Origin of the sequence: Robertmurraya mangrovi (assembly GCF_034427655.1) — a bacterium.
Taxonomy (GTDB): Bacteria; Bacillota; Bacilli; order Bacillales; family Cytobacillaceae; genus Robertmurraya_A; species Robertmurraya_A mangrovi.
Genome location: NZ_JAXOFX010000011.1, coordinates 106,694 through 121,176 on the forward strand (window position 1 = coordinate 106,694; position 14,483 = coordinate 121,176).

The window sequence follows — 14,483 nt, forward strand, 5'->3', positions numbered from 1 at the left end:
ACCCAAGCAACTCGTAAAACAAGTGAGGAGGAGTACGTATGAAAGTTCACGAACTAAAAGAAATGTTTATGAAAATTAGAAACTATACTACTGAAAATCCAAACGAATTATTAGACTTTGCTAAGAAGGCATATGTTTGTAATGAAATTTCTATTAGCCAATACAGAAAAGTGGTTTGTGAACTAGAAGCCTATGGTGCAGAGCTTCCTAAAGATGAAAAAGAAAATTGCTTAAGTTAATCATAAAAGCTCCCTAGTGGAGTTTTTTTGTAACTAAATTTATAACGATGTATTTATTCTCTTTTTTCAAGTTCAGCCAATAGTACTTTTAGGATGTATTGTACAGATTGTAAGTAATTAATAAATCTTGTTCGACTTGTATCAGAGTAAAAAGCTTGGATCGAGAGAGTCTCAATTTGTTCGTGTGTTGATTCAATTTGCTTTACATAAATGTTTTTCGGTCTTGTCTGGAGGACCCATTTAGTCGCTACGTCTTTCCACTGATCATTTACTAGCTTAACTTCATCAGCAAAGGGTTTCACCTCATGAAAAAAATCTCCTTTTGTACCGTTTTCCTTAGCGTAAGTAAATTTATTTAAAAATACTTCTGTGTATTCTAAAATTATTATTGTAAGTTGCTTAATGTTTGTTTCCATAATCATTATTTCCTTTCCAAATTCAATGATATTGAACATTAGTATTTCAAGGTTCACTAAATTTTAACAAAAGTATTTATCTCTTTAAAGTAATGTGCTTGTATGTGAAATAGCACGTACATCCATTTTGTACGTGCTAAAAAATCTTATTCTTGTTGGAGTGCGTGATTATACCCGTTGATTTCCATGTATGTGTGGACTAAGGGACAAGTTTTATAAGAGTAGAATTAAGCAAAAATACTTTGGCCAATTTCTCTTCTTAATGGTTTTGGGGCAGCCTTTGTTTTTGAGTTTAAGCTATTTTCAAATTTAACAATTTTAGTTTCACAATTTGATACTTTTGACATTTGTTCTTCTATTAAACTTTGTCTACGGTCTGAAAGGTTTTCCTCTAGTGTCTGTTCTAATTCCTCAAGTTGATCGTAAATCTCCGTAAGCATGGATAATAATTCTTCCTTATTTACTCTTTTCTCCACTTATAACTCCTCCTTATAATCCAATCAATGTTATTCATTTTATTTTTATTAATTAAAAATTTAATTTTGTTTAGTTGTTCAAGAGATAATTTCGCCCTTTTATATACGGTTCCTTCATGCTTGACAAAACTAGAAGTAATTCGGCAAAGAAAGTAATATTTTTCAAAATAACCCCAACAATTCGACATCAGTAATATGCTTGAACAATTGCTGCAGCGAATGAAAGTTTATTTGCCTGAACAAACTAAAGTTGGAGGTGTTAGTGATGAAACAAGAGGAAAAAAAGAACAATGTTCAACCTAGTAAAAATGAAGAGAAAAAGCCTGGTTATGGTGACAAGAAGTTAGAAGGTCCAGATCGCCCTTCTACTTAAGTATAAAAAGCAAGGGCTACCCTTGCTTTTTATTGTGTAGCATTAGATTTATACAATCATTTACACTCGCAGCTAGGTGTATTTCCAGCTGCTTTTTTTCATACCATTTTGTGATACGTATAGGATGGCGATGATTTATTTTTCGAGAAAACCACTTCTGCTTCGTTTTATTTTCCTTTGACCAATCCCTATATTCACTAATGTGGTGTTTGACAACCGGAAACGTGGCACGTAGATATGGGGTAGTAGTGGTTGGCCTTTTTTCTAAATATTGTTCATAATCTCCCCTCGAACCAGTGTGCTTAGTTTTTTCCGCAAATTCAAAAATGCTAGGGTAATTTTTAGGATTGAATAAAATGTCTGCTAACCTTTTTCCTAAATCAATTCTCTTATCAACGGACCGAAAGCCATTTACACTCGCCCCAAACAATTGACCACTACAGGTCGGAAATAATACAGCGCTGAAATGGAACCAGTCTTGAAGAGAGAACAACATTGAATGGAATACTCGTTTTTTATAAATAGGATGTTGCATAACCGGTTTTTGGATTACGTTTTGTTCATTTATTATTAATGCGTACATTAATCTAAGATCGTCCCTATGAGTCCAATAAAAGTTCCATTCCCTTTCCATAAAAGAAGAAACATGAAAATATTTTAATAAGTGAAACATTGGACGATTTATTTTCGTCGAATAATGATAGAGGAGTAACTGTGGAAATGCATCCTGGAATATTAACCAATTGGCTCTTTCATATGTTAAGAATAATCGCTCTCTAAAATTAGGTTTAAGTAATTTGGGAAAGACGGCACCTTCTAAGTCACACATGTTATAACCAGCATTACGGGAAACCATACTCGCTAAAAAGGACCAGACAATATTTTTATGCTGTTTATAATAGGAAAAATATCGATTTGTTCTAGAAATATTATCTTTATTGTAGAGAAAAGTTTCCTTTTCAATCATTTGAATGATTTCTTTCTCAGAATATAATGAGTTTATTAACATAATGTGTGATTCGTTCCTCTCACATACTTTCTATTTAGAATTTCATAACTAAGTTTTTTTATACGATATGGCCATTTTAATGATCCTGGTTATTAATCAAGGAAGACAAGTGAAAACATATTTTTTCATGGGTATTGATAAAAGTAACAGCTACCTAAAGTTTTAAGAAAAGAGCCTTATTCAACAAAAGACTGTTAACGTGTTATGATAGTTAATAGTTTGTGAGGTGTCTAGATGAAATTTCATTACCCAAACGGAAAGAAGTTTATTCCGCTGCAACAAAAAACAACAAGCATCAAAAAGACAAAAGACAAAGACGGAACCTACGGAAATAGAGGGATGACACTTGAGGAAGATTTAAATGATACGAACGCCTATTACCTTGAGCGTCAAATTGCGGTTATTCATAAGAAGCCGACCCCTGTTCAAATTGTCCAAGTAGATTACCCGAAAAGAAGTGCAGCTGTTATTAAGGAAGCCTATTTTAAACAAGCGTCAACCACAGACTATAACGGGGTCTATAAGGGAAGATATATTGATTTTGAGGCTAAGGAAACAAAGCATGAAACTTCATTCCCTTTAAAAAATTTTCATGAACATCAAATTCAGCATATGGAACAGGTGATTGAACAAAATGGAATTTGTTTTGTCATTATTAGATTTTCCACGACTGAAGAAGTGTATTTAATTGAAGCCAAACATTTACTACATTTTTGGAACAGAATGAATACGGGTGGGAGAAAATCAATTACGAAAGAGGAAATTATTGAATATGGTCATTCAATTCCTTTAGGTTTTCAGCCGAGAATTGACTATATAAGAATAATAGATTATCTTTATAATCCTAGTTCATACTAGAATATTAATTAAGGATTAACGTAGAAAAAGTCGCAAGGTATGGATCCTTTAATCATTATTTTTGCTTAGCTGTTAGAAAGGATGTTACAAATATGGCAGATAAAACACAATCAAGAGAGGAGCGTCGGAAGCAACAGCAACATTCTAAAAACAAAGGGAAAAAGAAATCTAAAGGCTTAGTTAAAAAGACCTTTCTAACTCTTGTTGTTCTTGGAATTGTAGGTATGCTTGCTGGCGTTGCTACTTTTGCTTTTATGGTAAAAGATGCTCCAAAATTAGATGAAAAGTTATTAAAAGATCCTATTTCTTCTGAAGTTTTTGATATGGATAAGGAAACGATTACTGAAATCGGTTCTGTTAAAAGAGATTATGTCGATTATGAAGACATACCGAAAATGGTTGAAAATGCATTCATTGCCGTTGAAGACTCACGTTTCTATCAACATAATGGGATAGATGTCATTCGATTAGGTGGTGCAGTTATTGCCAATATTACGGATGGCTTCGGTTCGGAAGGTGCTAGTACAATTACACAGCAAGTAGTAAAAAATTCATTTCTTTCACATGAAAAAACGATTTCACGAAAAGCACAGGAAGCTTGGTTATCCTTCCAGCTAGAAAGAAAATATACGAAACAAGAAATTTTTGAAATGTACGTGAATAAAATCTGGATGGCTGCTGGTGGTCATGGGGTGGCCACTGCAGCAAAGGTCTACTACGGTAAGGAGCTAGATGAATTAACTTTAGCTGAAGCTGCTTTACTTGCCGGTATGCCACAAAGTCCAGCCAACTACAACCCTTTTGAATATCCGGAAAAGGCAGAAAAGCGTAGAAATATCGTTCTAACCTTGATGAATAGACATGGATTTATTACAAAAGAAGAATTAGAAGAAGCCAAGAGTGTTGATGTGGTTTCTACCCTAGTAAAAGAAGAAGATAGACCAACAGGGGATATCCCTTATGATGCGTTTATTGGGCAAGTAATTAAAGAAATTAAGAAGAAATATCCTGATTTAAATCCTTTTTCTGACGGTTTAAAAATTTATACTACCTTAGATAGAAAAGCACAGGATCACGTTGAAAACTTATTAGCTGGGAACGCAGGAGTACAATTCCCTGATAATAAATTCCAAGCTGGAATCACTCTTCTAGATACTAAGACTGGTGAAATAAGAGCACTAGGCGGAGGGCGAAATAGAAAAGGTGATTTTGGTTTTAATTTTGCTACTGATTCGAAAAGACAACCTGGTTCTACTATCAAGCCGATTTTAGATTATGGTCCTGCCATTGAGCATTTAAAATGGGGTACTTATCACATGTTAGATGATAAACCTTATAAATACTCAACGGGTCAACCAATTAATAACTGGGATAATAAACATATGGGACCAATGACCATGAGAACAGCCTTAGCATTATCTCGAAATGTTCCTGCATTACAAGCCATGCAAGCTGTTGGACTAGAACAATCAAAAACGTTCGCTAACGGTATAGGAATTCCTTTAAAAGAAATACATGAAGCCTACTCAATCGGTGGTCTAGGTGGTAAGCATGATAAAGGGGTATCTTCTCTTGAAATGGCTGGTGCATACAGCGCATTTGGAAATAATGGCCTATACACTGAACCTTATTCGGTTATTGAAGTGGAACTAAGAGACGGTACAAAACTTAATCTGAAGCCTGAAACAAAAGTGGCAATGCAAGACTACACTGCATTTATGGTTACTGATATGCTTAAGAGTGTTGTACAATGGGGAACTGGTACAAGAGCTAATGTACCTGGACAGCATATAGCTGGGAAAACTGGGACAACTAATTATGACAAGGCAGTTAGAGAAAAGCATAACATTCCTTGGGGAGCGGTTCCTGATTCATGGTTCGTGGGCTATACGCCAAACTATACGGCAGCGGTTTGGACTGGATACGCAAACCCTAATAAGAATTATTTAATTGGTACTGAACAAAAAATTTCTCAAGACTTATTTAAAAACTTAATTCAGCAAGTTTCGGCTGGGGATACAGAAGATTTTACCATGCCAAATAGCGTGGAAAAGGTAAAAATCGAAAAAGGAACGATGCCAGCTAAGCTTGCTAGTGAATTTACTCCACCTGATCAAGTTTTAAATGAATATGCAGTTAAAGGCAATATTCCAACTGAAGTTTCCGAGAAATTTGATAAGCTTGAAATGCCAAGCGAGTTAAAGGCAGAATTTCTTGAAGCTTCTAACGAAATCAGCTTATCATGGCAACATGAGGGTGGAGATGGAGTACAATTTGAAGTTTATGGTGCTCTAAATGACGGAAATGAGCAATTGTTAATAACAACTACAGAAAAGTCTGTAAGTATTCCTGTAGAATATGTAGGATTCTATAGCTTTAAAGTCGTTGCGATTCGGGAAGAAATGAAGAGTGACCCAGCCACTACCACATTAGAAATAGCTGACCCTACCACTGAAGAAGATATAGGTGAAGGAAGCGAAGACGGTACAGAGACTGATACTGGCAGTGGTGAAACTGGTAGTGGTGAGTCTGGTAGCGGTGATACTGGTGATAATGGTAGCGGTGATACTGGCACTGGTGATGATAGTACTGGGGATCATGGTACTACAGATGACGATGGAAGTACAGATGATGAAGATACGGATAATAATTAATAGCTGAAAAATTCTACTTTAATGAACAAAAGCGCAAGCGCCTCGGTCAGCCCCGACAAGCAAATGTTCTTCAGCCCTAAAAGTCTGGTTTTCGACTTTTAGGGTTGAAGGTTATTTGACCGAGGAATAAATGGCTTTTAATTTATTCCCTCGAGGGGCTAGGCGCTGGAGCTGGACGGGGACACTCAATGTTATAGAGTTATCCACAATGCGAAGTATTTTATTCCTAAACGACAGAAAAGTCTAAGCCACGAGCTTAGACTTTTTTTATTGCTTTGCTTTATTTATAGCCACTACTTTAAACCATTGTTTCTCCATCTCCGTCATCAATTCTACTAATTGTATAAATGAATGGTAAAGATGGGGTCTAGATAAAATAAACTCTAATCTTTCCTTTACATTAACTGGTTTTATTGTCAATTGTTCATATTGAATAGGAGACAGACATACTGGTAATCCATTGCTCCAATGTAACAGCTGAATAAAAAGAGCAATTCCCTGTTTCATCGGTTCAGTTACTTCCTTTGTATTCCTCATTTTAAATAACTGCTCTACTTTATCTTTAAGCAGCTTCCATTCTTCTATTAGACAAGGAATCGTCTCTTCAATTGAATTCCAGGGCTGAAGCATAGATATATTACAATAATAGGCAAGTTCATACATAAATGGTTGTTGAAAATTTATGGCTTCTCCATCTTCTAGGTTCCAATTCAATTCTTTGTCGGGGAAAAAATAAGGATTAGAAAGTTTCTGTGGTAAAAAGAGCCTAGTCATTCTTACTCTTACCTTTCATTCTCTTTTTCCCTTCACGACATAGGTCCAATAGTGGACAAATTTCACATTGAGGATTTTGTGCCTTACAATGATAACGACCGAAGAAGATTAATCGATGATGAGTTACTGACCATTCATCCTCCGGTACTTTTCTCATTAAAGCTTTCTCAACCTCTAAAACAGAATCCTTCCATCGACAGAAGGCTAGCCTCTTGCTTATTCTTTCAACGTGTGTGTCAACGGCTATAGCAGGGATATTATAGGCAACCGATACAACTACATTAGCCGTTTTTCTTCCTACCCCCGGTAATTTTGTCAACTCATCCCTATCTTTTGGTACTACACCATTATATTCATTAATTAACAACTCACAAAGTTTTTGTATATTCTTTGCTTTATTTCTATATAAACCTATTGACCTTATATCATTTTGAAGTTCTTCAATTGATACATTCAAGTAGTCTTCTGGTGTTTTATATTTTTGAAATAGATTTTTCGTTACTTTATTCACTAGAGCATCTGTACACTGAGCAGAAAGTGCTACTGCGATAACTAATTCAAACGGATTCGAATGGACAAGTTCACAATGTGCATCAGGAAACATCTCACCCATTGTATCTAAACAAAACCTAACTTGCTCCTTATTTAACATGTAATTCACCTTCTACCTAATAAATTTCTCAATAAAATTCGTCTATTAAGTGATTCTTAATATTCCTTACTATTTATAAAACTAACTGAAAAAAGAGAGAACAACTTCTCTCTCCACTCCTAACATACTATTGTTCAAGCCAGTTGTAAAATGGGACATTTTTTGTTTGTGGTACCTCTTCTTTCTTTTCTCTCTGTTGAGGCTGGTGCTGCCTAATTTTTCTCCCATGATTTTTAGCTTGTTCAATCGTCTTTATTCCATTTCGTTTCCACTCAAATAAAATCCGATCAATATATCTAAAATTTAATTTACCTGAGATAACAGCTTCTCTCAATGCCGACTTAATAATGATAGGATCATGTCTATCATCATCCATCCACATAGCTAATGATTCACATTCAAATGGAGATAATGGTCTACCAAATTCTTGTTCAAAGCAAGTATATAAATCGGTTTCTTCTTGCTGCTGTTTCTCAATATATTTATTTTTTGTATTCATTAAAAATTGTTCAATCAGTTTCTCCCAAAGTGGTTGTAATGAATATTTCTCAAATCGTATCCCATCATATGAATGTCCATCTTGAATCTCAATTAAGCCTTTTTGAACTAATCTACGAAGCATATCTGAACATTGTGTTAGTGATATTGTCATTCTTGAGGATATTTCACTTGGGGTTGGAAATTCGTTCCCTTTTTCTTGAAAGGAGAATACATGTAGTAACAGGACTAGCTCCTCTTCATTTATACCCATTTGTTTATAAAAAGTTAATAATGCACTTGGAAAAGTAATATTTCCTTCATTGAACCATTGAATTAGATTTTCCTTCATTGTGAACACACCTCAAGTACTAGTATATCATGAAGTAGGTTTCCTAAGTAACTCGAAGCTATTACCAATAACATAACTAATTTTGAAAGAAAAAGTCAGTTTAATAGCCCAATATTATACGTTCCGAAAACTTACAAGCAATACAAAGCGGAAAGCCCACCAATAGGACATTCCGCTCGCTCAATTCACGTATAAAATCCGAAATTATTTCATTTTACTTACAACAAATTGATGCATTCTCTCAACAGCTGCTTCTAATTGCTCTAACGAAGTGGCATAGGATAGTCGGATATTGTCTGGTGTACCGAAGCCGGAACCCGGGATAACAGCTACTAATGCTTCTTCTAATAAGCCTTCAACAAATTGGTCGACATTTTCATAACCGGATAAGTTTGCAGCTTCTTTAACATTTGGATAAAAATAGAATGCCCCTTGTGGTTTAACGCAAGAAAAACCAGGGATAGCAACTAGTTTATCATAAATAATATTTAATCTTTCTTCAAAAGCTACTCTCATCTGTTCTACAGGTTCTTGAGTTCCAGAATAGGCTGCAATGGTAGCAAATTGTGCAGTAGTCGTTGGATTAGATGTACTATGACTAGCAAGATTTGTCATTGCCTCAATGATTTCTTTATTTCCTGCAGCGTAACCAATTCTCCACCCAGTCATCGAATGTGATTTAGATACACCATTGATTATAATGGTTTGTTCTTTTAATTCAGGAGACAACTGAGCAATGGAAACATGCTTATGCTCTCCATAAACAAGTTTTTCATAAATTTCATCAGAGACAATTAGGATTCCTTTTTCAAGACATACTTTACCTAGAGCTAATAATTCATCTTCTGTATAAAGCATACCTGTAGGATTACTTGGTGAATTGATAATTACTGCTTTAGTACGCTCAGTAATAGCACCAGCTAATTGTTCGGGTGTGATCTTAAAATCATTTTTCTCTAGTCCATCAATGTAAACAGGTACACCGTCTGCTAGTTTTACTTGCTCAGGGTAACTTACCCAGTAAGGTGTTGGGATAATAACTTCATCCCCTTCGTTTAAAATTACCTGAAATAAAGTATAAAGGGCATGCTTTGCTCCGTTTGCTACAAGGATTTCTTTTGCACTATAGTCAATACCTTGATCTCTTTTGAATTTTTCAGCTATTTCTTTAATCAATGTTGGCAGACCAGCTGAAGGAGTATATTTCGTTTGTCCTTCATTCATAGAAGCCGCCGCAGCATCTAGAATATGTTGTGGTGTATTAAAATCAGGTTCTCCCGCTCCTAAGCCAATGATATCGTGGCCTTGTGCTTTCAATTCCTTTGCTTTTGCTGTAATAGCTAAAGTTGATGAAGGAGTTAGAGCTTTAACTCTTTCTGCTAACTGATTTTTCATATAAGTTGCCCCCAAATTATATTAATAACTTATAAATTTTGAATATCCTTAAGCATTTCCCCAGACTCAAAATGAACCCAGTAGTAGTTAATTAAATTATTTTCTGTTTTGTAATAAATCTCCCATAAAGGTACTTGGTTTTCCATACCTAAACGTACGGATAAAACCTCCTGAGGGTCTTTTTCATTATAAAGCTTTTGAAGTGCTTCTTTTTTTGTTATCCCATCTTCTTCTTTTTTTACAAGTATCTTCCCTTCCTTTTCAGGAATCCAAACGATTATTTTCTCCCCCTTATCATTGTTTCCTTTTAAAACATAATAAGAGGTAGAGCCATTATAAACGTTAAAATCATTATATGAGACAAGTGAAGTATGTTCCAAGGCTATTTGCTCAGCTTTTCGCTCTGCAACTTTTAAAGGCTTCGTTGCATTTAAGTAAACATTTATGGAAAGGCCGATCATTATGACAACAAGTATACTGATTATAACAATCCATTTTTTCAAGAATTATACACCACTTATGTACGATATATTGTAAAAACTGCTTTTTCTTGATCTTCTTTGTCCAGTGCTAAACCAAACATTAAGTCTCTATGTTTCAATGATCGATTCAAAACATCAACCACTTTATATAAGTCAGGACTATTTTTAATAGTAACTGTTGAAATCACTTCAATCTTGCTTTCCACGATAAATCCTCCTTAATAATCTCTACAATATTTGTTAGTTATAGGTTCACTGTATGAGGTTACAATAAATATAAGTAACATTAAGAATTCTTAACGAATATTATAACAGTTAATTCTAGATTAATTAACCATTTTGAACATAAAATCTTTCTGTCCACACACACATGTTGCCGTGCTATCTTAGCACGGCTTTTTTAGAGACTTATTCGAATGAACGATTAGGGGTTAGTTTTAGTTTAGTTCACCATTATTAGAAATCGTAATCACTTCATAATTAACATCAGTAAATTTCATAGTTACCGTACCATGCTTTTTTGTGTAGTAAACGTCAATCCATGCTGCTTGAAGACTTTTAAAAAGATCAGAGCTTGGTTTCACTATTTTTGAATGAAATACAATCGCTATTTGCGGGTCAATATGCTTAATTAATTCATCAGTTATAACGTTCTCTCTTGCAAAATCAGCAATTTTTACAATGTTTACATCTGCTAATTGCTGTGTTAATAACTTTGTCATCGCCCTATCACTAGAAGAGGTCATAATAAGGAGTCGATGCCTTAAAAATTGAATGGATAAATCCATTCCTTCATTTTCCCCATTACCTTCAAATAAAACTTCAGTATTTAACCCTGGAAGTATTTGTTGTTTTGTACCGCTCGACCAGATATGGTAACTTACATCCTCATCTTTATTTAAAAACGTTTCAAAATGTTTGATGGTTGATCCTCCAGCAATCATTTGCTTTACATCATAATTTTGAAGCACCCAAGATAAATTTTCACTATTTGCAGCTACATTTGTTAAGATAACAGTGGAGATCTTGTTTACATTGTATAATTCAAATAACTTCCTTAATTCTTCTTCAGTTCCACTACCACCTGTGTTTATAAGAATGTTTTCACCATTTGAGTGTTGGATTAATATGGATTCGCCGTTTGAAAGAGATAAAAAAGTGACTGCTAGCTCATTGGTTTTTAAATTCAAATCAATTTTCTCTACTTCAACAGGGACAGATGAGTTTGATGGAATATAATACCAGTTTGTAAAAGAAAGCAACAGAGCGAACAACACCTTCATATTAATTCCTCCTATACATCTATATAGAATGTGTTATTCGCAAAAATTTTATCCTATTTCAATCTCGTTTACCCTCTCTTTACTTAGAAAAAATCCTTTTACTAAAGCCAAGTTTCAATTGTATCAACAATTTCTGTTATATCTTTTTGACTAACAGATACTGGAGGTATAGATTTTAGAAATGCCTTTCCATAACGTGTAGATATAATTCTTTTATCAAACACAAAAACAAACCCACGATCGGAACCTGTTCGGATCAGCCTTCCGAAACCTTGTTTAAAACGAATGACAGCTTCTGGTACGGAGTAATCATTAAACGGATTTCTACCTTTTTGTTTCACTTTTTCACATTTAGCTTCTGCTAATGGATCATCTGGAGGAGTAAAAGGAAGTCTAACTATTATTAAGCAAGATAAATCCTCACCAGGTATGTCCACACCCTCCCAAAAACTACTTGTGCCAAGAAGAATGGCTTTATCAAAACGTTGAAAATTTCTCGTTAGCCTTGTTCGACTTCCACCCGATATTCCTTGGGCAATAATTGCAAAGTCTTCAAGTAGTCCACTATCTTTCATTAACTCATATGTTTTTTTTAGCATGTCATGGGAGGTAAAAAGAATTAGCATTCTCCCTTTTGTTGCTTCTGCAATAGCAATAATATGATCCGTTATGGCTATGACATAGTCATTTAGCGGAACTGAATTGATCTCCGGCAAATCATTCGGGATAATTAATTTTACTTGCTCCTCATAATTAAAGGGAGATTCTATTTGTTCTAAATGACAATTATCAGAATGTAACCCTAGCTCTTCAAGCATATATTCAAAGGACTGATTAACAGACAATGTAGCAGATGTAATCACTACACTTTTCTTTTGTTCAAAGAATTGCTCTGTTAAGTAACTTGATATAGAAACTGGCTGAGAATAAATGGTAGTTGCATTTTGAGCAGCCCGTACATCCATTTCAACCCATGTTACTTGCTCAGTAGAAGGTTGCAATAGGATACCTTTAATCGTACCCATTGTCTGTATGATTTCTTCCTTATAGCTTATTAACTCCTCCACTAACCTTTTTTGATCCTCTTTGAGTGAGTCAGTTAAATCTTTAAGCTTAGTTACACTTTGGTCAAGGTATTGTTCTAAATCTTTTAATAAAAAGTAAAATCTTTCTCCATTAACAATGACTGATTTCCATTCTTTAAGACTTTCTTGCTCCACTACTCGACAACTGATGCGATGGAATGAAGATTTCCTTGCTTTTTTCTTGGCAAAAATGCCGATGGTTTTAAATAATTCATCCATTTCAAAAGTCAATTCATTATAAAGTCGATTAACCTCAAAGGAATGTAAAAGCTCTCCTTTCTGGTCTAATCCAGTCTCCTTTATTAAATGATCTAAATGATATTGGTGCTGTCTTTGTTCTGGTAACCCAAATTGACTTAGCAATAACCTTATTGATAAGTAGTCTAATGTTTGACCAAAAAATTTACCTGCCGCTTTCTCAAGGTGATGTCCTTCATCAATAATGGCATAGTGATATTTAGGGAGTATAGGGTGTTCAGCAACTATATCTGTCAGTAAAAGTGAATGATTGGTAATGATTAAATCTGCCTTTTGTGCATCATGCCTTGCCCTTAAATAGAAATCATAGGAAATCCATGACTTATTCTGCATAAAGACCGTTTCATCGTGCTTAATTCTATTCCAATACAGCATGCCACCACTTGAAAGATTTAGTTCATCAAAGTCTCCTGTTTCCGTCTCTAGTAACCAAACAAGGATTTGCATTTTTGTTAAGCTTGAGTCATAGTTATCATCTTCATCCAATAATGACTGTTCAAATTTTGCTAGACTCAAATAATGATTTCTACCCTTTAGTAAAACAGTTCTTAAATTAAATGGTAACATTTTTTGTAGAACTGGTATTTCTTTTGATTGCAACTGCTCTTGAAGTTGAATTGTATATGTACTAATAACAACAGGTTCCTGTTTTTCCTTAGCAGTATTGGCTGCTGGTAATAGATAAGCTAATGACTTCCCAACTCCTGTCCCTGCTTCAATAAGAGCATGCCGTTCTTTTTGAAATGAATGATAAATAGAATCCATCATTTGAAATTGAGCATTTCTCTTTTCATAGGTAGGAAGTGCAGATTGAATCAGTTTTTCTTTTTCTTCCTCACTTATTGGGAAAGAGGCTAGTCCTGCCTCTTCTAAATCATTGATTGAATGAAACCTTTTTATAGCTATTCCTCTATGTATTTGAAGTTCTGAAGAAAGTTCTTCAATTGTACTTTCTCTTGTAAGGACATATTCATCCAGCAAGAGTGAAATATCACTTTTTAAACCTCCTGAGAGCTTTAGAAGCTGACGTAAAGTGGTCCCTGGTAGTGCATTTAAGCGTTCTAACATATTCAATAATAATTCAGCCGTAACAAGAGCGTCACTATCAGCCTGATGTGGACGATCATGGTCTAAGCCTTCTCTATAAGCAAGATCATTAAGCTTATAACTATCGGCTGTTGGTAACAAAATTCTAGCTAGTTCTACTGTATCTAATACAGGACCATAAAAACCTTCGTACCCAGCTTCTGTAATCTCTTCTTGGAGGAAAGATAAGTCAAATAAGACATTATGAGCAACAAAATAAGAACCATCTAATAATGTTAATACTTTTGGAGCTAACTCAGAGAACAATGGTGCATCCTCAACCATATCATCTGTAATACCTGTTAATTCTTCTATAAATGGTGGGATACTTTGTTCAGGGTTAACATAGGAAGAAAATTGTTCAACAATCTTTCCGTTCTCAACAACTACCGCGGCAAGCTGTATAATTTTATCTCCTCTTTTTGAAGAGTTCCCTGTCGTTTCTAGATCCACAACAACAAATTTAGTACTCATTTAATACACCTCGAACATTCAGTCAATCAAACGGTAACATAAAAACGATAAAAGAAAAAGCTTAATCCCTTCCTATTGTTACTTTTCTTCCACATTTAACTAGATATTATTCAATATCTAGTTAAATGGGGCTTATTACT

At 34.6% G+C, this 14,483-nt stretch carries 15 protein-coding genes; 4 read left to right on the plus strand and 11 right to left on the minus strand.

Annotated features, from left to right (window positions below):
• The first annotated feature begins 38 nt into the window (after window positions 1–38).
• Window positions 39–239 carry a YppF family protein gene (yppF, locus tag SM124_RS15960; RefSeq protein ID WP_322447515.1) on the plus strand — a complete coding sequence of 67 codons (201 nt, stop codon included), beginning with the start codon at window positions 39–41 and terminating at the stop codon, window positions 237–239.
• Between the two features lie 53 nt (window positions 240–292).
• Here the strand turns inward: yppF and SM124_RS15965 are convergent, their stop codons facing one another.
• Window positions 293–655, minus strand: coding sequence for a YppE family protein (locus tag SM124_RS15965; RefSeq protein WP_322447516.1), 363 nt, complete (start codon window positions 653–655; stop codon window positions 293–295).
• Between the two features lie 227 nt (window positions 656–882).
• Window positions 883–1,131 carry a hypothetical protein gene (locus SM124_RS15970; protein ID WP_322447517.1) on the minus strand — a complete coding sequence of 83 codons (249 nt, stop codon included), beginning with the start codon at window positions 1,129–1,131 and terminating at the stop codon, window positions 883–885.
• A gap of 265 nt (window positions 1,132–1,396) precedes the next feature.
• Between SM124_RS15970 and SM124_RS24175 the strand changes: the two genes are divergently transcribed.
• Entirely contained in the window at window positions 1,397–1,504 is a 108-nt protein-coding gene (locus SM124_RS24175; protein WP_507185124.1) for a hypothetical protein, read from the plus strand.
• 16 nt (window positions 1,505–1,520) lie between these two features.
• On the opposite strand, the gene SM124_RS15975 is transcribed toward SM124_RS24175, so the two are convergent.
• Complete coding sequence (locus SM124_RS15975; RefSeq protein WP_322447518.1) at window positions 1,521–2,513, minus strand: DUF2515 domain-containing protein; 993 nt, start codon at window positions 2,511–2,513, stop codon at window positions 1,521–1,523.
• 234 nt (window positions 2,514–2,747) lie between these two features.
• Between SM124_RS15975 and recU the strand changes: the two genes are divergently transcribed.
• Both recU and SM124_RS15985 read left to right on the plus strand, forming a co-directional pair.
• A complete protein-coding gene (gene recU / locus SM124_RS15980; RefSeq protein WP_322447519.1) occupies window positions 2,748–3,371 on the plus strand; it encodes a Holliday junction resolvase RecU in 624 nt (207 codons plus the stop codon).
• A 92-nt stretch (window positions 3,372–3,463) separates the two neighbouring features.
• On the plus strand, window positions 3,464–6,025 hold the full coding sequence (locus SM124_RS15985; RefSeq protein WP_322447520.1) for a transglycosylase domain-containing protein: 2,562 nt from the start codon (window positions 3,464–3,466) through the stop codon (window positions 6,023–6,025).
• A 267-nt stretch (window positions 6,026–6,292) separates the two neighbouring features.
• Here SM124_RS15985 and SM124_RS15990 read toward each other — a convergent pair whose 3' ends face one another.
• The 8 genes from SM124_RS15990 to dinG form a co-directional block, all read right to left on the minus strand.
• Window positions 6,293–6,799, minus strand: coding sequence for a YpoC family protein (locus SM124_RS15990; RefSeq protein ID WP_322447521.1), 507 nt, complete (start codon window positions 6,797–6,799; stop codon window positions 6,293–6,295).
• Entirely contained in the window at window positions 6,792–7,451 is a 660-nt protein-coding gene (gene nth, locus SM124_RS15995; protein WP_322447522.1) for an endonuclease III, read from the minus strand. The genes SM124_RS15990 and nth overlap by 8 nt, the downstream gene beginning before the upstream one ends.
• A 127-nt stretch (window positions 7,452–7,578) precedes the next feature.
• Window positions 7,579–8,280 carry a DnaD domain-containing protein gene (locus SM124_RS16000; RefSeq protein ID WP_322447523.1) on the minus strand — a complete coding sequence of 234 codons (702 nt, stop codon included), beginning with the start codon at window positions 8,278–8,280 and terminating at the stop codon, window positions 7,579–7,581.
• Window positions 8,281–8,484: 204 nt separating this feature from the next.
• A complete protein-coding gene (locus tag SM124_RS16005) occupies window positions 8,485–9,675 on the minus strand; it encodes a pyridoxal phosphate-dependent aminotransferase (protein ID WP_322447524.1) in 1,191 nt (396 codons plus the stop codon).
• Window positions 9,676–9,704: 29 nt separating this feature from the next.
• Window positions 9,705–10,178, minus strand: coding sequence for a cell wall elongation regulator TseB-like domain-containing protein (locus SM124_RS16010; protein ID WP_322447525.1), 474 nt, complete (start codon window positions 10,176–10,178; stop codon window positions 9,705–9,707).
• A 14-nt stretch (window positions 10,179–10,192) separates the two neighbouring features.
• Window positions 10,193–10,363 carry a YpmA family protein gene (locus SM124_RS16015; protein WP_322447526.1) on the minus strand — a complete coding sequence of 57 codons (171 nt, stop codon included), beginning with the start codon at window positions 10,361–10,363 and terminating at the stop codon, window positions 10,193–10,195.
• Window positions 10,364–10,594: 231 nt separating this feature from the next.
• Window positions 10,595–11,440 (minus strand): ComEC/Rec2 family competence protein, encoded by an 846-nt coding sequence (locus tag SM124_RS16020; RefSeq protein WP_322447527.1) that lies wholly within the window; start codon window positions 11,438–11,440, stop codon window positions 10,595–10,597.
• Window positions 11,441–11,541: 101 nt separating this feature from the next.
• Window positions 11,542–14,343: an ATP-dependent DNA helicase DinG gene (gene dinG, locus SM124_RS16025; protein ID WP_322447528.1), complete on the minus strand. Its 2,802-nt coding sequence runs from the start codon at window positions 14,341–14,343 to the stop codon at window positions 11,542–11,544.
• Window positions 14,344–14,483 lie beyond the last annotated feature (140 nt).

Excerpts from the sequence above, each read along its gene's own strand:
- yppF (WP_322447515.1), top strand. The coding sequence starts at position 39 with ATGAAAGTTCACGAACTAAAAGAAATGTTTATGAAAATTAGAAACTAT.
- SM124_RS15965 (WP_322447516.1), bottom strand. The coding sequence starts at position 655 with ATGGAAACAAACATTAAGCAACTTACAATAATAATTTTAGAATACACA.
- SM124_RS24175 (WP_507185124.1), top strand. The coding sequence starts at position 1,397 with ATGAAACAAGAGGAAAAAAAGAACAATGTTCAACCTAGTAAAAATGAA.
- SM124_RS15975 (WP_322447518.1), bottom strand. The coding sequence starts at position 2,513 with ATGTTAATAAACTCATTATATTCTGAGAAAGAAATCATTCAAATGATT.
- recU (WP_322447519.1), top strand. The coding sequence starts at position 2,748 with ATGAAATTTCATTACCCAAACGGAAAGAAGTTTATTCCGCTGCAACAA.
- SM124_RS15985 (WP_322447520.1), top strand. The coding sequence starts at position 3,464 with ATGGCAGATAAAACACAATCAAGAGAGGAGCGTCGGAAGCAACAGCAA.
- SM124_RS15990 (WP_322447521.1), bottom strand. The coding sequence starts at position 6,799 with ATGACTAGGCTCTTTTTACCACAGAAACTTTCTAATCCTTATTTTTTC.
- nth (WP_322447522.1), bottom strand. The coding sequence starts at position 7,451 with ATGTTAAATAAGGAGCAAGTTAGGTTTTGTTTAGATACAATGGGTGAG.
- SM124_RS16000 (WP_322447523.1), bottom strand. The coding sequence starts at position 8,280 with ATGAAGGAAAATCTAATTCAATGGTTCAATGAAGGAAATATTACTTTT.
- SM124_RS16005 (WP_322447524.1), bottom strand. The coding sequence starts at position 9,675 with ATGAAAAATCAGTTAGCAGAAAGAGTTAAAGCTCTAACTCCTTCATCA.
- SM124_RS16020 (WP_322447527.1), bottom strand. The coding sequence starts at position 11,440 with ATGAAGGTGTTGTTCGCTCTGTTGCTTTCTTTTACAAACTGGTATTAT.
- dinG (WP_322447528.1), bottom strand. The coding sequence starts at position 14,343 with ATGAGTACTAAATTTGTTGTTGTGGATCTAGAAACGACAGGGAACTCT.